This is a genomic window from Pannonibacter sp. Q-1 (genome assembly GCF_054073275.1).
In genome coordinates this window covers 443,600-463,999 of record NZ_JBSXNB010000003.1, presented here as the reverse complement: position 1 = coordinate 463,999, position 20,400 = coordinate 443,600, and the positions used below count along the sequence as shown (strand labels likewise).

Genomic DNA, 20,400 nt, shown 5'->3' with positions numbered 1-20,400 from the left:
CAGAATGAGCCGTCCCATTGGTATTGCCGTTCTGGGGGCAGGCATCGGCAAGGCGCATGCGCTGGCGATTGCCGGCCTGCCGGATCACTACCGCCTGCTCTATGTCTGCGATCTGGACAGGGTGCGGGCGGAAGAGGCAGCCAGCGCCGTGCCGGGTTGCAAGGCCGTGACGGACATGGCCGAAGTGCTGGCGGATCCTGAGGTGGAGATTGCCGCTATCTGCCTGCCGCCGCGCCTGCATCATGCGGTGACGCTGGCAGTGCTTGAAGCTGGCAAACATGCCATCTGCGAAAAGCCGCTGGCCGGTTCCCTGCGCGAGGTGGATGAGATCATCGCGGCGGCGGAGCGTTCTGGCCATCAGGTGTTTCCGGTGTTCCAGTACCGCTATGGCGCCGGCTACCGGGGCGTCCATGCGCTGAAGCAGGCTGGCCTGCTGGGCAAGGCCTATACGCTGTCCATCGAGACCCACTGGCAGCGCGGGGCGGCCTATTATGCACCGGCCTGGCGCGGCACCTGGGCGGGCGAGATGGGCGGCGTCATCGTCAGCCATGCCTGCCATGCCCACAACCTTGCCACCTTTCTGATGGGCGATGTGCAGGAGGTGGCGGCCTTCCTCGAGACGCGGGTGAACCCGATCGAGACGGAAGACTGCGCCGCCATCATCCTGCGGCTTGCCAGCGGCGCTCTGGCCACATCCTCAGTGACGGTGGGGGCGGCGGGAAACTCGTCCCGCTTCCGTGCCTGTTTCGAGCATGTGACCGCGACATCCGGCACGCATCCCTATCAGATTGGCGCCGGTCCCTGGACGTTCGAGGCCACGGATCCGGCCCGTCAGGCGGAAATCGATGCCGTTGTGGCTGCCGCCGCCGAACCGCCGCTGCGCTACGCCGGGCAGCTTGCCGACATTCACGCAAGGCTCAGCGGTCAGCCGGATCTCTACCTGCCCAGCCTCGCCGAGGCGCGCCATTCGGTGGAACTGATGACGGCGCTTTATGCTTCTGCGCGCGGCGAAGGCCTCGTCAAGCTGCCGCTCTCCGCAGACCATCCGCTCTACGACGGCTGGCAGCCCTAGGGGCGTATATGTTGCCCGAAACCGGGAGAGCGATTGTCCGTCAGACTGCTCCCGGCTGCCCACTTTTTGCCGCAATTGCCGCAATCCCGAATTGCCGAATGCATGGATTGCAGCTTCAGAGCTGTGTATGTTGCTGAAAGTTAACGTGATTTACGAAAGTTTTCCCAAGTGAAAAGAATGTGATCGATGTCACATTTGCACCCAAGTGTGCTCCGTATAAATCCTGATATGTAGGGTTGTATGGAGTGGCGGTTTGGCAAGTGCTGTTTTTACCTATGGTAGAAATGAGGTTGTGGTGTCTGGTGTCTTCCAGAAATCGCACAGGCTCCCGATATATTCTTATGATTTTATAAGATATGCATTGAGTTCAGCTCTGAAGTTCATCCGCTCCGCTCTTTTTGCTGTATTGATGCTTCATGTCTCCGGTGGTTATTTTTCTGCATATGCTGCCGGGGAAGAAGAAGCGGATCCTGCTGCTTCTGTTCCTGCGGTGGCTTCCGGGCAGTTCGGGGATTGGCTGCTGAAATGCGTCAGGGCGGAGAGCGGCAATGCTTGCGAGCTGGTGCAGCCGCTGATGGTGGAGCATGAAGGCCAGCCCGTCGAGCTGCTGACCCTCGCTGTTTCGAAAGCGGCCGACAGGTCCGGCAAGGCGGACTGGGCGCTTGTGGTTCTGACGCCGCTGGATGTGGATCTGCCGTCCGATTTCGGCCTGCAGGCCGGGCAGGGCAAGCCTGCACTGTTCCGTTACCGCAACTGCAACCATCTGGGCTGCTTTGCCGTCATTCCGTTGGACAAGGGCTGGATCAGCCAGATGCAGAAGGCTGCGGAGGGCACCGCCTATTTCCGCCTGCTCAACGGCCGGGCGGTGAAGGTGTCCTTCTCGCTCGCCGGCTTCACCAAGGGCTTTGAGGCGCTGGCCTCGGGCAAGGTGCCGGACGGCGCGGCAGGAGAGGGCGGATGAGGGGTCTCTCCCGCTTGTCTCTGCGCCCGCTGCTGCTGGCCTCCGTCACCAGCCTTGGCCTCGCCGGGCCTGCCCTTGCGCAGAGTGCTGCCGATCAGGCGGCGCGCCAGGCAGAAGAAATCCAGCGCCGTTTCTCCGAGCAGCAACGGCTTTTCGAGGCTGAAAGCCTTGAGACCCAGCGCCGCGCCCCCTCGGGCGCGGTTCTCGATACTCCGCGCGAAGCCGGGCCGCCGCCGGGCGGCACCTGTGTTGAGGTCCAGACCATCAGCGTGACCGGCGCCACTCTGGTGCCGCAGGCCCGCATCAATGCGGTGGCGGGCAAATGGCAGGGCCGCTGCCTTGGCCTTGCCGAGCTGAACGGCGTGCTGGAAGACCTGACGCAGCTTTATCTCACGCGCGGCTACATCGCCTCGCGTGCCTATCTGCCGGAGCAGGATCTTTCGACCGGAGCCCTCCGGGTCGAGATTGTGGAAGGCCAGCTTGAGAACGTGGTGCTCAAGGGGGAACAGATTGGCACCGGCCGTCTCGTAACCGCCTTTCCCGGCATGGCCGGCAAGCCGCTGAACCTGCGCGATGTGGAGCAGGGGCTGGACCAGATCAACCGGGTGAATTCCAGCACGGCCACGATCACGCTGGAGCCGGGCGCCGAACTGGGCGACAGCGTGCTGGCGGTCGCCATCGAGCGCGGGCGGTTCTGGGCGCTGAGCTATGGCGCGGACAATCTGGGCTCGAAGGCCACCGGCATCTATCAGAGCCGGGTGGACCTTGGCCTCGACAATGTGTTCGGCATCAATGACCAGTGGAGCTTCGGCTACCAGCGCTCCATGGACCGGCATCCGCTGTTCATCTCGCCCAAGCGCCCGGACAGCAACACGCTGAACGGGGCCGTCTCCGTGCCCTTCGGTTACTGGACGTTTGGCCTCAATGGCAGCTGGAGCAACTACCGCTCCAACATCGAGGGGCAGTTCTCCCAGATTGACACCTCGGGCGGCTCGCGCTCGCTGTCACCTTACGTGTCGCGGGTGCTGCACCGGGATCAGACCTCCAAGACCTGGGCCACAAGCCGCCTGACCTGGAAGGAAACCGAGAACTTCATCCTTGGCAACCGCATCGACGTGTCCAGCCGCGTGCTGGCGATCGGCACCTTCGAGCTGGGCCATTCGCGTCAGCTTCTGGGCGGGCAGGCCAGTGCATCCGTTGCCTATCACCGTGGCCTTGATGCGCTGGGGGCTGTCCGTGACAAGTGGGCAGCGCCCGGCACGCCGCGCGCCCAGTTCAACAAGTTCACCGCTTCGCTCGGCTATTTCCGCGCCTTTCCGGTGGGTGAGGCGAACCTGCTGTTCAATTCCAACGTGACCGGACAGTGGTCCAGCGAGCGGCTGTTCGGCTCCGAGCAGATTGCCTCCGGCGGCTATTACACGGTGCGCGGGGTGCGCGACAGCGTGCTTTATGGCGACCGGGGCTATGTCTGGCGCAATGAAGTGTCGCTGCTTCTGCCCGCTCCCGAACACGCGCAGCTGGCCCGGTTTCTGGGGCGGGTTGAACCCTATGTGGCGGCGGACTTTGGCCGCACCCTGGCCGCCGGGCAGGGCAATGGCGTTTCCGGCAGCATGCTGGGCGCGGCCGTTGGCCTGCGCAACCGCAGCGGCCGTCTGAGTTTCGATCTTTCCTACAGTGACTTGCTGATCGAGCCGGATTTGCCGGCCGCCCAGAAACCCTCCTCGGGCCTTTTCCTGGGGCGGGTGGCGATTTCCTTCTGACGATTGGATCTCCCATGGCCCCGGGCGGGGCCAAGGCTGAACATTTGAACGGATGACCAAGATGGCCCAACGCGCAAACCGTTTCCGCCGGACTGTTACAGGTCTGGGCATGAAGACCGTTTCAGTCCTGCCGGGTCTCGGCCGCAGGCTGCTGGCCAGCACGCTGAGTGCGCTGATCGTCATCCAGCCCATCGCGCTGCGGGCGCAGGAGGCAGGCGTTGCCCCCAACGGGGTGCCGATGGTCAACATCGTCACCCCCAATGACGCTGGGCTGTCGCACAACAAATACGACAGCTTCAACGTCGGCACACCGGGCCTGATCCTCAACAACAACAATCAGGATGTGGGCCTGTCGCAGCTGGGCGGCGTTGTGCCCGGCAACCCGAACCTTGCCACCTCCGGCCCGGCCAGCGTCATCCTCAACGAGGTTACCGGCACCAGCCGCTCCCTGCTGGAAGGCATGGTGGAGGTTCATGGCGCGCAGGCCGATGTGATCATCGCCAACCCCAATGGCGTCACCTGCAACGGCTGCGGCTTCCTCAACACGCCCCGCACCACGCTGACCACAGGCCTGCCGGAAATCGGCGCCGATGGCCGGCTGACGGGCTTCCGCGTCGAGCGCGGTGACGTGCTGATCGGCGAAAAGGGCGCCAATCTCGGCGGCGTTTCGGTGTTCGACATCGTGTCACGCCGCATCTCCGTCAATGGTCCGGTGCTGGCGGGCGGCGAGCTGAACCTCATCGCAGGCCGCAATGCCTATGATTATGCCTCCGGCCTCGTGACGCCGCTCGGCAGCGATGGTGAGGAGCCGGGCATTGCCATCGACTCCTCCCTGCTGGGCGGCATGTATGCGGGCAAGATCAAGGTCATCTCCACCGATCAGGGCGCGGGCGTGCGCATGTCGGGCCAGATGGCGGCCAATGCCGGGGCCATGTCGCTGTCCGCCGATGGCAAGCTGACCCTCGGCAAGGCACGGGCCACGCAGACGGTTTCCGCCCGCTCCACCCGTGATGTGGTGGAGGTGACGAGCACGCTCTTCTCCGATGAAGCCATTGTCCTTGAGGGGCTGAAGGGCGTTGCGCTGCGCGATGGCGCGCTGGTGGCAGCTTCCGGCGATGTGTCGCTGAAGGGCGAGGCTGTTTCTCTGGGTGAGGGGGCGCTGGCCGCTTCGGGCACTGCGGCCGATGGCACGCAGGGCACCTCCGGTACGCTCAGCGTCGAGGCGCAGCGGGTGGATGTGCGCGCCGGTCAGCTCGCCGGGGCAGGCCGCCTGTCTGTCACGGCCAATGAGCTTCTGATCAACCGCGCCTCGGATGACGGCGTGACGGCCCTGCGCTCGCGCGGGGGCATGATCCTGTCGGCAGAGCGGATCGCTGCGCTCAACGCCAATGTGACCGCCGCAGGGGACCTCACCCTGCGCTCCGATGCGGCGCTGGCGCTGGAAAACGGCCGTTATGCCTCCGGCGGCACTTTGCTGGCGCAGGCGGCAAGCCTCACCTCCACCGCCAGCCTGGCTGCCCTTGGCAGCGCCACGCTGGCGAGCACAGAGGGTGCACTGAGCCAGGACGGCGAAGTTTCGGCCAACGGCGGTGTCAGTCTGACATCGGCAGGCAACATGGCCGTCAACGGCCGCACGGTTTCCGCCTCCACCCTGAGCCTCGTCTCGACCGGCGCACTGACCACCGGCAGCGGCGCTGTTGTTGCGGCTGATGGCAAGGTGACGGTCTCGGCGGCCAGCATCCGCAATGACGGCATCATCGGCGGGCAATCCACGGCGGCCGGGACCGGTCTTGAGGTGACGAGCCTCGGCGCGCTGGAAAATGCAGGCACGCTCTCCAGCCGGTCGGATGCCCTCATCACCGCAGGCGGCTCCCTGTCGAGCAGCGGCACCATCGCCGCAACCGGCGCACTGACGCTGGATGCCTCGGGCAGCACGCTCACCTCCACGGGCACGATCAACGGCGGTACGGTGACGGTGGATGCCGGCAGCTTCCTCAGCCGGGGCAGCCTTGTGGCCTATGCCGGTGCACTCGATGTGACGAGCGCAGGCGCGCTGGAGCTTGGCACCGAAACCCTGGCGCAGGGGCCGGTGACGCTCGCCACCGATGGCGCAACGCTCTTCGGCGGACGTCTGGTCTCTGCCGGGCTTCTCACGCTTGAGGGCATCAGCAGTGAACTGGCAGGCGCGGTAACAGTTGCCTCCGGCGCTTCGGTGAATGGCGGCGCGGGCGTCAGCTTCAAGGCGGCATCGCTTGTCAATGAAGGGGCGCTTGGCTCCTCCGGCGGGGCGCTGGACCTCGCGCTTTCGGGCAATCTCGACAACACCGGCCTCCTCTATGGCGGCACGGATCTGGCCATCCTGCTCGACGGCACGCTGACGAATGTCAACGCCGACATTCTGGCCGAGCGCAATCTGACCATTGCCGGGCGCAGCGGCACGCGCGCGGCTGCCATCGTCAACCGCTCCGGCACCATTGAGGCCGTCTCCGGCAACATGGCGCTGGCGGCCGGCACCATCACCAACAGCCGCGACGGGCTGGTGGTGACCACGGAGACGACGAGCACCTCCAGCACTTCCGGCAACACCACCACGACGGTGGAGACGACCCGCGAGAAGGCCACGGCCAATGGCCCGGCCGGCCAGATCCTTGCGGGCGGCGCGCTGACCGTGAGCGCAGGCACGCTGACCAACAGCTACAGCCAGATCGCCTCGGGCGGCGACATGACGCTGGCGGCCGCAACCGTGGTGAACGAGGGGCGTGACCTCATCGAGACCGTGGTGACGGAAGCCGTCACCCAGCATTCCGAGCGCTACTGCGCCCGGCGTGTTCTCGGCGTTTGTCTCAGCCGCAAGACGCGCTACTGGACGACGACGGACACGGACACTGCGTCTTCCACCTATGATCAGGTCTTCGGCACCATCGTGGCGGGCGGGGATCTGGATGCGGATGTCACCGGCTTCCTGACCAACAACGCGGTGCGGGAAGGCGCGGGCCAGATCGGCCTTGCCTCGGGCGAGCGGGCGCTGGACCCGGCGCTTGTCGATGCCGGCACCTCAGCGCGGGACTTTGCCGAGGCCGGTTCGCTCGACATCAGCATCGACGGCCTGATCGGCCGCGAGGCCACCTTCGAGCAGGCCCAGAACCCGGACGCGCCGTTCCTCATCGAAACGCGCTCCGAGTTTGTCGACCTCAGCAAATATCTGAGCTCCGACTATTTCCTCTCCCGCGTTGGCAATTATGACCCCGCGGCCATCGAGCGGCGTTTTGGCGATGCCTATGCCGAGTTCCGCCTGATCCGCGAACAGATCTTCAACCAGACCGGCACGCTGGATCTGGGGCTGGGGCTCGATCCGATCGAGCTGATGCGCCAGCTCTATGACAATGCCCTTGCCGTGCAGGGGGATCTGCAGCTGACGCCTGGCCTTGCCCTGACGAAGGAGCAGGCCGCCGCACTGACGCGCGATATCGTCTGGCTGGAGAAGCGCCTCGTCAACGGGCAGGAAGTGCTCGTGCCCCGGCTGTATCTGGCAGCCGTGCGCAGCAGCACGCAGGTGGCCTCGGCTCAGATCCGTGCGGGCGGGGATACCACGCTGGTTGCGGGCGGGGTGGCCAACTCGGGCCTCATCGCCACGGCGGGTGACCTGCGCATCGACACTGATTTCAGCACCGTCAACGAAGGCGGCAGCCTTTTTGCCGGGGCGGACATCATCATCGATGCCGGCAGCCTCTTCGCCAACCGCTCGGGCACCGTTTCCGGCGGCACGGTGGTCATCAACGCGGATATGGTGGCCAATGACACGCTGAAGCAGCGCGACAGCTATTTCAACGGCTATGCCGACCGCATCCAGCAGGTGGGCCGCATCGAGGCGCGCAACGATCTGCTGATCAACGCCTCGGGCTCCATCCTGTCCGAAGGCGGGCGTTTCGCCGGCGGGGAGGATCTCGTCCTCACCGCCGGTGATGCGGTGGAAATCTCCGCCCTGCAGCTGGAACGCAGCCGCGACGACACCATCAAGGGCGGCTATGACCGGGCCAGCAGCCTGACCCACACGCTGGCGGAGCTGAGCGCAGGCGGCGCCATGCTGGTGGATGCAGGCGGAAACCTGACCCTTGCAGGCGCAGAGCTGGAAGCCCGCCGCACGGTGACGCTGGATGCGGGCGGCAACCTTGCCATCATCTCCGTGCAGGACCAGTTCTCCCGCGACCTGAAGCTGGACATCAAGACCAGCGGCCTTCTGGGCACGGAAACCAACATCCGCCGCCAGGCCGCAGGCACCGAAACCCGGCGCACCACCATCACGGCCGGCGAGGACATCGCCGTCATCAGCCGTGATGGCAACATCGCGCTGGGGGCGGCCCGGCTGCAGAGCGGCGGGGAAACCCGCATCGAGGCCGAGAACGGCCAGGTGGCGCTGCTGACCACGACGGACCAGAGCTACCGGCACGACAGCAAGCGTGAAGAAGACCTGCTGTGGTGGAACTCGCGCGATCAGGGCCAGCTGAGCGAGACCATCGCCCATGTGGAGATCGAGGCCGGCGGCGGCGTGAAGATCGACGCGGGCAACGGCATCATCGTCGAATACCACAAGACCGGCAGCTTCGAAGCCTCCATCGAGCAGCTCGCCGCCCAGCCCGGGCTTGCCTGGGTGGGTGAGCTTCGCAACGATCCGGCGCTGGCCGGCAAGGTGGACTGGCAGGCGGTCGAGACCCGCTTCGAACAGTGGGACTACAAGGAACAGGGGCTGACGGAGGCAGGCGCGGCGCTGGTGACGCTGGTCGCCACCGCGCTCACCGCAGGCAGCGGCGGCCTCACCGCCTCGCTCTCCTCCTCGCTGGCCACCAGCCTCGGCGTTGCGGGCAACGTGGCGCTGGAAGCCGCGCTTCAGGCGGGTGTCCAGGCCCTCATCAACAAGACCGCCGTCGCCCTCGTCAACAACCGCGGCAACCTCGGCGACGCGCTGGAAGAACTCGGCTCCTCGGCCACCCTGCGCAGCCTCGTCACCTCCATGGTCACCGCAGGCCTCACCGCGCATCTGATGGATGTGTCGGGGATTGGAGCGAACCTTGATCCGCAGGCGCCGCTGGCGGACCGTATCGTGCAGGACCTGCAGCGCGGCCTGATCCGCGCCTCGGTGACGGCCGGGGTGGAAGCTACGATCAATGGCCAGCCGCTGGGCGATGCCCTGATTTCGGCCCTGCGGCAGCAGGCGGCCCTTGTTCTGGGCGAAACCCTTGCCGAGGAGATTGGTGCTGCCGTGCATGAAGGCGGCATGCAGCGGCTGCCGCAGCTTATCGCCCATGCGGCTGTGGGGTGCCTGACCGGATCGGTTGCCACAGGCGACTGCAAGGGCGGGGCGGCAGGCGCTGTTGCCGGTGAACTGACGGCAGATGCCATCTCGGCCATGATCGAGGACGATCTGCGCGAGGCCTTTGCCAGGGGCACACTGAGCGAGGCCGAGGCCGAGCACATGGTGCTGGAGTGGCGGGCAAACGGTGTGAACGTTGCCCGGCTAGCGGGCGGGCTTGCCGCCGCGCTTGCCGGCGGAGACGTGGATACGGGCGCTGACGCTGGCGGCAATGCGGCCGAAAACAACGCCTTCTGGATACCCGTCATCGCGGTGATCGTGCTTGCGCTGGAAGTCACGGACAAGGTGCTCCTGGCGAAGGACGCCGTCGACATTTCTGTTGCCGTCTACGCCTGCAACGGCGGAGACATGGCAGCCTGCAGCCAGGCCGAGGAAATGGCCAAGCAGGCAGCCATCGATGCGGGTATCGAGCTGACCATCGGCTCCATCGTGCCCGGCTCCAAGGCCGGCGCCGACCTGATCCGCTGGGTCCGCAAGAACGCCGACGCCGACACGCTGCGCACGATCGACCGGGCAACGGATGCGGCGGGTGGGACCGTAACGATTGGCGGCCAGACTTGCGTTTACACCTGTGTCATAGATGGTACTACACGTTATGTTGGAATTACCGATGATATTGCCCGTAGAGGCGCAGAGCACCTGCGCACGAAAGGCATCCGTATTGAACAAATTGCTGGTCTGGATAACTTGTCACGTGCGGATGCGAGAGCAGTTGAGCAAACGCTGATCAATTACTACGGCTTGGGGAAAGATGGAGGTACACTTCTGAACAAAATAAACTCCATATCTGCGACAAGAAATCCAACCGCCTATGAGCAATCTCTGGTGAGGGGGAAACAGATTCTTGATAGTGTAAATTATAAATGGACAAATTGATCGATGTTAAGCCGGAAAACAGTCAAGGTTGGAGATGTATTTCAGATCCTTACATCGGAAGGGGTTTGTTATGGTCTGGTGACTCACAAGCATCCGAAATGGAAATTTGTGATCGCAGTGTTCCGTGAGTTCTTTTCTGTGCCGCCGGAGGACTTTTCGGCGGTTGTGAGCAAGGAACCGCAGTTCGTGACAACATTCCTCATTCAGGATGCGGTTCGGCAGGGATTGTTCCCCATCGTTGCCAACGTGCCCGTTCCGGATCATCTCGCCGCATTTCCAACCTTTCGGGCGACAAACAATCTGCAAGGCGACGAAACGATGTGGTTCTTCTGGTCGGGTGAGGCGCAATGGAAGGTCCATCGCCCCTTGACGGACGAGGAGAAGAAGTTCCCCAGAGGGCCGTCGCTTCCAAGCGCTCCGCTTCTGATCGAGATGATCGAGAAGGACTACCGGGTAGAGCGCGACTACATATGACGCGGGGTTTCGCCACGCGCCCGCTCATGCGGCGACTGGAGGGGCCTGTATCCCGATGAATCTGAACACATCGGGATCTGCTCAGGCAATCCCTCGCTTGCGATGCGAAGCAGGGCGTTGGAGCACTGTCTGGGCCAGACAGAGGCTGGTCTGTAGGTTCTGGAGGGGCTTGTGACGTTGCAAGAAGTGATTGACTTGATCAATCAGGCTGACGATCCCTCTGGACGAAAACGTTCTCTGCCCGATGACTCGCTTATCGAGGCGTATGAAGAGGCCTTGGGCCGAAAGTTTCCGGATGACTACAAGGTGTTCCTGAAGACTGTCAGCAATGCCTTTGTTGGCTTCATGTCACCCTTTACGCTGAGTGCAGGCATGCCGGGTGGCTATGGTGACCTCATTGCGGGCGTGCACGATGCCAGAAGCGTGGGGGTGCCCGAAGATTGGCTGCCGGTCTGCGAAGACAACGGGGACTATTACTGCATCACGCCGGAAGGTTCTGTTCGTTTCTGGGGGCATGATGGTGCTTCTGATGAGGTTTGGCCCGATCTGGCGTCCTGGGCGCATAACGTCTGGCTGGCGGGTGAGTGATTGCGCCGGGCTTTAACGTTCGGCGGGGCTGGTAAAGTGGACCAGTCGGCAGTCGAGGCTGGTTTTGAACAGTGGGGAGCTCGGTGCCGGTGCCATGAGTCTAGGGGCTGAATTGGATCGGATCAGGCCGGGGCTTACCGGCAGGCTCTTGTTTCTGTTTATTGTACAAAGACGGTACTCCTCTGACAGTGCCGCGTTTTGAAGCGGTCTCAGGCGGCTCGGGTTTCTGGCTGCGTTAAGCCTGTTTGGGTCTGGCCGTCTTGACCTTGCCCCGCCGTCTATACCGGCGAAGCCACCGGGCAGAGGATTTCGAAGCGCTGTAAAAGTCTGCCAGCGTTGAGGGGCTGAGGCCGCGCAGCCCGGGCTTTCTTGGGTGGGCAAGCTTCGCAACGATCCGGCGCTGGCCGGCAAGGTGGATTGGCAGGCGGTCGAGACCCGCTTCGAACAGTGGGGCTACAGGAACAGGGGCTGACGGAGGCAGGCGCGGCGCTGGTAACGCTGGTCGCCACCGCTCTCACCGCAGGCGGCGGCCTCACCGCCTCGCTCTCCTCCTCACTGGCCACTAGTCTCGGCGTTCGTCCCTGCAGGCGGAATTCCTCTCCTTGAAAGCGCAGGGCGTTGATATTGCGCGGCTTGCAGGCGGTCTTGCTGCGGCTCTGACGGGCGGAGACGTTGAATACCGGAGCGGACGCTGGCGGCAATGCAGCGGCCAACAATTCTTATACAGCAACCCTTGGAGGGGCTGGCTGTGCGGTTGGAAGTCTTGGCGCTGGTCTGGGTTGCGTGCCTGGTGCCGGTACGGGGGCCGCGATGGGTCTTGTCATCGACGGGGCCATCATCATCCTGGGTGTTGCCGGGCTGATTTATCTGAGTGAATCTGCTGGAGGAGGGGATGGTTCGGTGCCGGGTGAGGGTGGGAACAATGCGCCTGTTCCTGACGCTACCCCGGGGCGCGAAACAAAGGGCAGGACAACCCAATGGGAAAAGGATGGAGGAATGGATGAAGCAAATGAAGATTTTGATAGGCTTGGGCCAGATAACGTACGTGAGTTGCAGAATGGAGGTCGGGTTGGAACTCTTCCAGATGGAAAGATAATAGTTGTTCGTCCAGATAGTTCGGATGGACGCCCGACTTTAGAGATTCAGAGCGGAAAGAAAAAAGATAAAGTGAGGTACGGAAAGTGACATCTTTTCAACCATATAGGGCGGATATATTTGATGGTAAGTTGTTTAGTTTTGTTTCTATTTTTGAATCTGGTGGGTGTTTGACGATAAAAATTCAAGCCCCCTCGGGGGAGATGATTTCTGTAATTTTTGATTCGTTCTTGTCGTATAGAAGGATTGATGAAGGAGATGCTTTGAAAACATTGTCAGATATTAAATATAGTTGCGGATTAGGTCGATCTATTTATTTGGTTAAAGATTCTGATTTTATCGATTGGTTTATTGTGCAGTGTGATGGAATTAGAGATGTTAGTTGCTTGAAACATTTTTTGATTATGACGGTTGATGATTTGATTGACGTGATATCTCTTGATGATCCTTTTTTTGTTTAGTTATTATGTAAAAAGACAGTATTCACCTGACAGTCCCGCGTTTTGAAGCGGGTTCAGGCGGCCCGGGTTTCTGGTTGCATTGACGCCTGTTTGGGTCTGGCCGTCTTGATCTTGCTCCGCCGTCTATACCGGCGAAGCCTCCGGCCAGAGGCTTTCGAAGCGCCGGAACGAGCCTGCCCCGCCCTTCAGAGCCAGCTGAAGGGCGGCACGGCTGTCGTCTCCGTCTTCCTTCCCGCCGGCTCCATCAATGTGCTCAAGCGCCTCAAGCTGGCAAAGGAGACCGGCCGGGTTGAGGAGGTGTTGAGTGGGGCGTACAGGGTGCCGGATGGCTGGCGTCCGGTGAGTGGCGTTGGCGCACAGATCAATGCGCCTGCGGGGTTTAAAACGTACCGAACGATCGATGGCGATCTGGTTCATGTGTCGCCGGGTGGTTTGGTTTATGGTGCGGATCCAAAATTTGGAAATCGCTTGGACCACGTGCTTGACCACACCGCCCCCAATCCCAATAAGCCTGTTCACTCTGTGTTCAATGTGCAAGGTGATGATGCTCTAAAACTTGTCGATGAGGCTTGGAGCAATCGGACAGGTGCTGGAACGCATTCAGGCCAATGGTAACAGGACATGGACAGTGGATCTTGGTAGAGCTATTGGTGCAAACGGCCAGACTTCTGTACAAATAGTTGTTAGAGACGGCACGAGCGAAATTATTACGGCTTATCCAAAATGACAGATATCATTTGCCCATATTGCCACGAAGACAGGGTTTGGAGGGTCGCCTTGGCTGACGAACCAGGAGACGGCTTTCCTTATGCATTTTGTTTTGAATGTGACACACTTTGGGAAGATGGAGACGTAATTGATAATGTAAGAGGGCGAACTTTTAAGTTTTATATGCATGAACGTGGTAAGGTTATGGACTATAGCCTTATTAAGCAGGGGGAGGTAGCGAAAAAATCAGATTAAATCTATTTTTTGCTAATTTTATTATTATTTAAGTAATTTTAATTAGGTGTTTGATCCCGGGTTTTGATGGCGCACTCTTTTCACGGGAATGGAGGGGGGCTATGGGGCAGGTTGTACAAAGACAGTATTCACCTGACAGTCCCGCGTTTTGAGGGCGGTCAGGCGGCTCAGGTTTTTGGCTGCGTTGAAGCCTGTTTGGGTCTGACCGTCTTGATCTTGCCCCGCCGTCTGTACCGGCGAAGCCACCGGTCAGCGGATCTCGAAGCGCTGGAACGAGCTTGACCCGCGCCTTCAGAACCAGCTGAAGGGCGGCACGGCTGTCGTCTCCGTCTTCCTTCCCGCCGGCTCCATCAACGTGCTCAAGCGCCTCAAGCTGGCAAAGGAGACCGGCCGGGTTGAGGAGGTGTTGGGTGGTATCAAAGTTGTGGAGCCGCCAAAGCTTGGCGTAAATGCAGGGCCGGGTCTTTCTGCTGGGCAATGGGATAACTGGCTGCCTCCGGCGGGTTACAGGCGCAATGTGGATGGCACGGTCACGCATGTGGACAGCGGTCAGCTCTACACGCCTGTGTGCGACGCTTCAGGCAATGTGCGCGTTGACAGCGGCGGCGGCCCGATCTTCAATACCCAAAGTGCAGGCTCGACCGCCCAGACAACCCTCACGCAGCCCTCGACGTCAGGGCCGGTGATCGGTCTGCCAGCGCCAACTAGGACACCCACCTACCGCATAGGCGATTCAGATGGTGGGCCCGGTGCCTGGACCCGAGCGAATGAAAGTATGTCCGACGCGCAACGTGCCTATCAGCAAAAGATCACAGGTGCGCCTGCAGGAACGGCTTACAATGTTCCTGATCCCAATGTGTCTTCGGGCCGCACCAGCTTTGACGGTTACAATCCTCAAACAAACGCTTTGATTGACGCGAGATGCTGGACTTGCTGGCGCAATAATAGTTGGAGCCTTTTCAACCAATCCGTTGTTGATCAAGCGTTTAGACAACAGCTTATTGCACAGCAAACTGGGAGGATCGTTGAATGGCACGTGCCTGATCAAGCTGCGGCATCCCGTGTGCAAAATGCTTTTGCTACGGCGCCCCAGAGCCAACGGATCGATCCGAATGTGGTCCGGATCGTCGTGACTCCTCAATAGGGACCAAATCTATGCAAGATGCTCTGGTTTTTAGTGCGGCTTGGAAAAGCAAGTCGATGACTGCGCAGGAAGTGGCCGATGTGATGCGTGACTTCCTTGTTGGGCTTGAGCGTGTTGCTCCGTGGGAGCCACCTTTTGATGTTTCCGGGAAGTCGAAACGTCAGGCTCATATGCCGATAGCCGCAGATTTGTCTGATTTTGATGAGGTGCTGTTTCAGGCTTTGGATGATAAGGAGGTTCGTTTTTTTAGTGAATCTGAGCCAGAAGCCATGCGTATTCGGCACGACTCGCGAACGGTTTATGGAATGCGCGCAGAGTTCAGCGACTATCCTCGGAAGAAAAATAAGAGAACTTCTGTTACCATCAATATCTGCATGGGTTCTTCTGATGGATCTTGCAACAGCGGCGTGAATATACGGGTCCCATTTTACACCCCATACATCGAAGAAAACGGGGTGTGGGCGATGTCGGAGGAATTTGAACAGCCGGAAGCGATTTTTGAGTATCTCGTCGACTTTTTTGACCCCTGTTTTTGCTCGGTGTACTCGTCGGCTTTCGTCTTGGATGTGACTGAATGGGGGATTGATATCAACAGTCCCATTGGTTGGCGTTCGTATGTGCGCAGCCCCAAGGTTGTTGAGGCTCTGGCGGCTGACTCCCGGGTATCCCCTTATCGCAAAGGTCTCCTGATCAAGATTGGCGACACACCACTCGTGTTCAAGGACAGTCAAGCCCGAGAAGCGGCGCTTTCATCTGCGCTTGAGATACGTGACAAATTGAGATTGGCCGGGGCCACTGATTGGATGGCAGCATAGCCCTGGCTGGAATTATCTTGCCAGACTGTACAAAGACGGTATTCCCACTGACAGTGCCGCGTTTTGAAGCGGGTTCAGGCGGCGCGGGTTTCTTGTCGCAGGGAAGCCTGCTCTGCTTGGGTTGTCGGCGTCTCTCCTTTCGTTTTTCCGGGTGCGGTGCGGGGGGCTGAAACGGGGGCGCCGGTTGATGCCGCTCAGACTGCCCTTGCAGGACCAGCTTTGCGATAGCGGCTCAATTCCGGCTCAGCCAAAGTTGCGCGAGCTGAAAGAAGCTCAGGCTTGGACGGCGGCCTTCTACGTCTGCCGGTGTCAGTTTGTCCGTAGCAGAGAACGCGTGCCTTGCATCCAGCGCACCAGCTTGCGCAGCGGCGCAAATTTCATGTGCCCTCTGGCGGTCGCCTGACCAGATCCGTTCTACAACACGGGTGATGTGGTAGCGGTATGGCTGCTTTGGCTGCTCGGTGTCTATGGCTTGAAGCAGATCGTATCTTTGCCAGGCGTCTGCCATTTGCAGTCCCCACCCCGCCAGTTGGAGCATTTGCTGCGCCAGTTCCAGCGGGGGTGCCTGAGGTTTTACAGCCTCCTGCAGCAAGGCGGGCGTGTCGCAAATGAAGGCGCCGGTGAAATGGAAGCTGGAGGGCTGCTTCATATTTGCTTCGATTTGCAGGATCGACCAGAGCAGATGGTCCCAGGCGGCCGGCTTGGCCCGGAACTCGAGGATATCTTGTCTCCCCCGGCGCGGATGAACAGCAAGGACATGATCCCCGGCGCGTTTTATCAGAACGTCGCGTTTGACGGACCAGCCACTGCCCTTGGCCGCAGTCCGGATTTGCTTGAACAGCTCATCACTCATTGCACTTCCTCAGGAGGACAGCTCTGAAATGGCATCCTGCGGGACATGAGGGTTCAGATATGGCGGGCTGTATTCCATCTTTCGTGAGTGATCTGTGCTGATTATACAAGGAAAGGAACCAAGCCATCCAAATTGCCGGTGCCAGCAAGGGGCTGCGCCTTTCTGCATGAGAGGCGGGGATGCGGGGACGATTGGAGCCCATCACTATGCTGCTGCTTGAGATCGAAGGAAAGAAGCCGGTTCAGGTGCAGGACTTCGCTCCGGTGGAGAAGGTGCTGCGCTCCCTGAAGAGTTACGGGCCTGCGTCTTTTGCAATTCTGACGAAAGAGGATGGATCCTACGTGCAGGTTGCCGGGGGGAGGCTGACATGCGTTGTCGAGCAGAGGTCTGCCGGAACCGGCAAGCAGATGCGGGCCCGCTATGAGCGGACAAAAGTTCCTTATGAGGGATCTCAAACCCTTGTGTTTGGTGGTGGGAAGCTTGAGGCGGAGCCTGAAGAGATCTTGTTCATCGAGGATGTGATCTTGATCTTCAAGGCCTTTTGGGAAGGTTCTGCCGGCACTGCTGTCATCGCCTGGCGTGACATGCCGCCTCCTTCAGCTTGATGAAATGCGTCTGGATGAGCAGATTTTTTCGAAAAATCGGCCAAGCGTGGGTATCGCCCAACGTGAAACGAGTAATCTTGGCTGCTCTTGGGATGATGGTTGTTCTGATGCTGACGACCCGGCTTCCGCAGAACGCATGGGGCCTGCTTGAAGGGCGCAGGAGCTATTTCATCCCGGCAGAAAGCAGCATCTGGACCTTTCGGGCCGATGTTGACAATGCAGGCTCAGGGAGTTTCTGGCTCCGGGGGAGCGATCGCACCCGCTACTATGTACTGTCCGAGACGGGGTGGGAATATTTCCATATTGAAAAGGAGAACGGGTGCGAGCGGTTTGATCCGGATGATATCGCCACATGGTGCGAACGGCGGAAGGCGCCCATTCCACTGCCAAACTGAGTTACGCAGCACCAAAGCACGCACTTTTCGCAGCTTCCCATGGCAAAGGCCCGGGATCTTATAATTTCGGCACGAGCTGTTCGTGCTTATGCACAAAACGCCTTTCACCCGACAGCCCGCTCATTCCTCCCGTCCCCGCCTCACTTCAGAAACTGGATATGCGGGCCTTTGTGATGGTCGGAGGGGCAGACGTGGGCTCTGACGCAGAAGACGCAGCGGAGCAGGTCTTCGGTCAGGATCTCTGCCGGTGTGCCATTGGCAACGATGCGGCCCTGTTCCAGCACGATGATGCGGTCGCAGAACATGGCGGCGTGGTTGAGGTCATGCAGCGCGATGATACTGGTGACGGGCAGGCCTGCAATGAGCTTCAGCAGGCTGATCTGGTGCTGGATGTCCAGATGGTTGGTCGGCTCATCAAGGATTAGCTCGCGCGGGCTCTGGGCCAGGGCGCGGGCGATGTGGGCGCGCTGCTTTTCGCCGCCCGAAAGATGCTGCCAGCGCTCGTGCCGCTTGGAGGCCATGCCGGAGCGCTCCAGCGCCTCTTCCACCGCGTGTTCATCGGCCTTTGTCCAGCCGGAGAACATGGAGCGGTGCGGGAAGCGGCCGAGCTTGACCACATCCTCGACCTTGAGATTGGCGTTGGTGGTGGCGTGCTGTTCGACGAAAGCCACACGCTGGGCCACCGTCTTGCGGGAAATCTTTTGAATGTCCCGGTCTTCCAGCAGCACGCGGCCGGAATGCGGCTGCTTGAGCCCGGCCAGCAGGCGCAGCAGCGAGGTCTTGCCGGAGCCATTCGGCCCCAGCAGGCCCAGCATTTCGCCGGGCCTTGCCTCGAAGGAAATATCCTCCAGAACGGTTTTGGCGCCAATCTTCCAGGCGATGTTTTCAGACCTGATGCTCATGATGCACGCTGGAAACGGTAGAGGATGATGGAGAAGACCGGTACGCCGACAAGGGCCGTCACGACGCCGATCGGCAGAACCTGCTGCGGAATGAGCAGACGCGAGGCAATGTCCGCCAGCACCATGAAGATGGCCCCGCCAATGGCGCAGGCCGGCAGCAGCCGTATATGCAGCGGCCCTACGAGGAAGCGGGCTGCATGGGGAATGACAAGCCCGACGAAGCCGATGGAGCCCACCATGCTGACGATGGTGGCGGTGAGAAGCGCCGTCAGGCAGAACAGGCTGAGGCGGGCGCGGCTGACGTTGACGCCGAGCGCTGCGGCCGATTCATCACCAAAGGCGAAGGCATCGAGAATGCGCGAATAGGCGAGGCAGACGATGAGGCCAATGCCGACGACAATGGATACGAGCGCAAATTCCGGCCAGCGCACGCCGCCGAAGCTGCCCAGCAGCCAGAACATGATGTCGCGCGCCTGCTGGGCATTGCCCGAAGTTGTCACGACATAGGAAGTGGCGGCGTTGAAAAGCTGGGAGGCGGCAACGCCGGCCAGAATGGTGCGGTCTGCACCGCCTCTGGTGCCGTTCGACAGCAGGGCGACGAAGAGAAAGGCCGCAAAGGCACCGGCAAAAGCGCCAGCGGAGAGTGAGACGGCTCCTGATCCGAGCCCCAGAATGACCACACCCACGGCACCGGTGGAGGCGCCCGCCGAAATGCCCAGCACATAGGGTTCGGCCAGCGGATTGCGCAGCAGCGACTGCATGATCGCGCCGGACAGGGCAAGGCCTGCGCCGCAGAAGGCGGCAACCAGCGCACGGCTGAGCCGGTAATCCCAGATCACCGTCTCATGAATGCGGTTAAGCCCGGCTGCCGTCCAGCCGAGCTTGTTGGTGATCGCCAGGAACGTGGTGGACACGGGGATCGGCAGATCGCCGATCCCAACGCTGACCGCTACCGCGAACAGCACCACCAGAAGCGACAGGAAGACTGCCGCGGTAACCGTCACGCCCTGACGCAATGCCTGCGATGACGATGTCACTTCAGCAGACCGCGCTCTTTCAGCTGCTGGGCAACCTCTTCGGCACCATAGATGGTGCGGACGGTCGGGTTCATCGCCTGGCCGTCCATGACGACGATGGCGTTGTTCTTCACGGCCGGCATCTGGCTGGTGGCGGAATCGGTGGTCAGGAATTCAATCTTGGCCTCAGCCTTGTCGAGCTCCCAGCGGTTGCGGTCGAGGCGGGAGACGACGATGACGGACGGATTGGCTGCGATGATGCCTTCCCAGCCGATGGTCGGCCATTCGGCTTCCGCCGTGATCGCATTTTCGCCGCCGAGCACATCGGCGATATAGCCCGAGGCGCTGTACTTGCCGCCGACATAGGCATCTGCCGTGGGGGACTGGCTGGAGAACCAGAAGACATAGGACAGCTTTTCGCCGCTGGTGCTGACGGAGGAGCGCAGGGCTGCCTCGCGGGACTTCAGGTCGGCGATCAGCGCCTGGCCACGGTCTGCCACGTCGAAGATCTGCGACAGCTCGTCAATTTCCTGGAACAGGACATCCATGTTCCACAGCTTGTCACGGCTGCCGTAAACGTCCTTGCCGCCTTCGGTCTTCAGGCAGGTGCCCGGCGACAGATAGGCCGGAATGCCGACCTTTTCGAAGTCTTCGCGCTTGGCAACCTTGCTGTCCGGGCGAAGCAGGCTGGGCAGGGCGGCTGCGACAAAATCCGGGTTTTCGGCGAGGATGGATTCGAAGGTGGGGAACTCAACCGTCAGCAGCTTCACCTTGGCATTGGCATCAGCCAGCTGCGGCATCACCTTGCTGGGCCAGAAAGCCGTGCCGGCCATCTTGTCCTCAAGGCCGAGCAGCAGCAGGATTTCCGCGCTGTTCTGGCCAAGGCCGATGGCCCGCTCCGGCGCCTTGGTGAAGGTGACCGGCACGCCGCAGTTCTCGATGGTCAGCGGATACTGGGTCTGTGCGGCGGAGGCTGCCGTTACCGCCGCGGCAAGGGAAGCGATGACGCTCGAGGCGATCAGAAGAGATTTCATGGGGGTGTTCCGGCCAAG

The 20,400-nt window shown here is 61.1% G+C and carries 18 protein-coding genes; 14 read left to right on the top strand and 4 right to left on the bottom strand.

Features of this window, described 5'->3' with window-relative positions; all coding sequences use genetic code 11:
* Window positions 1-4 precede the first annotated feature (4 nt).
* From ACVNHC_RS10025 to ACVNHC_RS09970, 12 genes are all read left to right on the top strand, one after another.
* Window positions 5-1,072: a Gfo/Idh/MocA family protein gene (locus ACVNHC_RS10025; RefSeq protein WP_457167139.1), complete on the top strand. Its 1,068-nt coding sequence runs from the start codon at window positions 5-7 to the stop codon at window positions 1,070-1,072.
* Window positions 1,073-1,481: 409 nt separating this feature from the next.
* Entirely contained in the window at window positions 1,482-2,033 is a 552-nt protein-coding gene (locus ACVNHC_RS10020) for an invasion associated locus B family protein (protein WP_457167138.1), read from the top strand.
* Window positions 2,030-3,793: a ShlB/FhaC/HecB family hemolysin secretion/activation protein gene (locus ACVNHC_RS10015; protein ID WP_457167137.1), complete on the top strand. Its 1,764-nt coding sequence runs from the start codon at window positions 2,030-2,032 to the stop codon at window positions 3,791-3,793. The genes ACVNHC_RS10020 and ACVNHC_RS10015 overlap by 4 nt, the downstream gene beginning before the upstream one ends.
* 61 nt (window positions 3,794-3,854) lie before the next feature.
* Window positions 3,855-10,037 (top strand): two-partner secretion domain-containing protein, encoded by a 6,183-nt coding sequence (locus tag ACVNHC_RS10010; RefSeq protein ID WP_457167136.1) that lies wholly within the window; start codon window positions 3,855-3,857, stop codon window positions 10,035-10,037.
* 3 nt (window positions 10,038-10,040) lie between these two features.
* Window positions 10,041-10,511 (top strand): hypothetical protein, encoded by a 471-nt coding sequence (locus ACVNHC_RS10005; protein ID WP_457167135.1) that lies wholly within the window; start codon window positions 10,041-10,043, stop codon window positions 10,509-10,511.
* Between the two features lie 171 nt (window positions 10,512-10,682).
* Complete coding sequence (locus ACVNHC_RS10000; RefSeq protein ID WP_457167134.1) at window positions 10,683-11,099, top strand: SMI1/KNR4 family protein; 417 nt, start codon at window positions 10,683-10,685, stop codon at window positions 11,097-11,099.
* Between the two features lie 810 nt (window positions 11,100-11,909).
* Window positions 11,910-12,284, top strand: a complete 375-nt coding sequence (locus tag ACVNHC_RS09995; protein ID WP_457167133.1) for a hypothetical protein — start codon at window positions 11,910-11,912, stop codon at window positions 12,282-12,284.
* Complete coding sequence (locus ACVNHC_RS09990; RefSeq protein WP_457167132.1) at window positions 12,281-12,655, top strand: hypothetical protein; 375 nt, start codon at window positions 12,281-12,283, stop codon at window positions 12,653-12,655. The genes ACVNHC_RS09995 and ACVNHC_RS09990 overlap by 4 nt, the downstream gene beginning before the upstream one ends.
* 105 nt (window positions 12,656-12,760) lie before the next feature.
* Window positions 12,761-13,270 (top strand): hypothetical protein, encoded by a 510-nt coding sequence (locus tag ACVNHC_RS09985; protein ID WP_457167131.1) that lies wholly within the window; start codon window positions 12,761-12,763, stop codon window positions 13,268-13,270.
* 162 nt (window positions 13,271-13,432) lie between these two features.
* Window positions 13,433-13,618 (top strand): hypothetical protein, encoded by a 186-nt coding sequence (locus tag ACVNHC_RS09980; RefSeq protein WP_457167130.1) that lies wholly within the window; start codon window positions 13,433-13,435, stop codon window positions 13,616-13,618.
* 355 nt (window positions 13,619-13,973) lie between these two features.
* Window positions 13,974-14,762, top strand: a complete 789-nt coding sequence (locus ACVNHC_RS09975) for a Tox-REase-5 domain-containing protein (RefSeq protein ID WP_457167129.1) — start codon at window positions 13,974-13,976, stop codon at window positions 14,760-14,762.
* Between the two features lie 11 nt (window positions 14,763-14,773).
* The gene (locus ACVNHC_RS09970; protein ID WP_457167128.1) at window positions 14,774-15,577 is read left to right on the top strand and encodes a hypothetical protein; all 804 of its coding nucleotides are present in this window, start codon (window positions 14,774-14,776) and stop codon (window positions 15,575-15,577) included.
* A 232-nt stretch (window positions 15,578-15,809) separates the two neighbouring features.
* Here the strand turns inward: ACVNHC_RS09970 and ACVNHC_RS09965 are convergent, their stop codons facing one another.
* Window positions 15,810-16,430 carry a hypothetical protein gene (locus ACVNHC_RS09965; RefSeq protein ID WP_457167127.1) on the bottom strand — a complete coding sequence of 207 codons (621 nt, stop codon included), beginning with the start codon at window positions 16,428-16,430 and terminating at the stop codon, window positions 15,810-15,812.
* A 206-nt stretch (window positions 16,431-16,636) separates the two neighbouring features.
* Between ACVNHC_RS09965 and ACVNHC_RS09960 the strand changes: the two genes are divergently transcribed.
* The gene (locus tag ACVNHC_RS09960) at window positions 16,637-17,035 is read left to right on the top strand and encodes a hypothetical protein (RefSeq protein ID WP_457167126.1); all 399 of its coding nucleotides are present in this window, start codon (window positions 16,637-16,639) and stop codon (window positions 17,033-17,035) included.
* A gap of 14 nt (window positions 17,036-17,049) precedes the next feature.
* Entirely contained in the window at window positions 17,050-17,430 is a 381-nt protein-coding gene (locus ACVNHC_RS09955; RefSeq protein ID WP_457167125.1) for a hypothetical protein, read from the top strand.
* Between the two features lie 140 nt (window positions 17,431-17,570).
* Here ACVNHC_RS09955 and ACVNHC_RS09950 read toward each other — a convergent pair whose 3' ends face one another.
* From ACVNHC_RS09950 to ACVNHC_RS09940, 3 genes are read right to left on the bottom strand one after another with little or no spacing between them, the layout of a single operon-like run.
* Window positions 17,571-18,332, bottom strand: a complete 762-nt coding sequence (locus tag ACVNHC_RS09950) for an ABC transporter ATP-binding protein (RefSeq protein WP_123194880.1) — start codon at window positions 18,330-18,332, stop codon at window positions 17,571-17,573.
* Window positions 18,329-19,336, bottom strand: coding sequence for a FecCD family ABC transporter permease (locus ACVNHC_RS09945; protein WP_457167370.1), 1,008 nt, complete (start codon window positions 19,334-19,336; stop codon window positions 18,329-18,331). Before ACVNHC_RS09945 ends, ACVNHC_RS09950 begins: the two co-directional genes overlap by 4 nt.
* Window positions 19,337-19,365: 29 nt before the next feature.
* Window positions 19,366-20,382 (bottom strand): ABC transporter substrate-binding protein, encoded by a 1,017-nt coding sequence (locus ACVNHC_RS09940; RefSeq protein ID WP_457167124.1) that lies wholly within the window; start codon window positions 20,380-20,382, stop codon window positions 19,366-19,368.
* Between the last annotated feature and the right edge of the window lie 18 nt (window positions 20,383-20,400).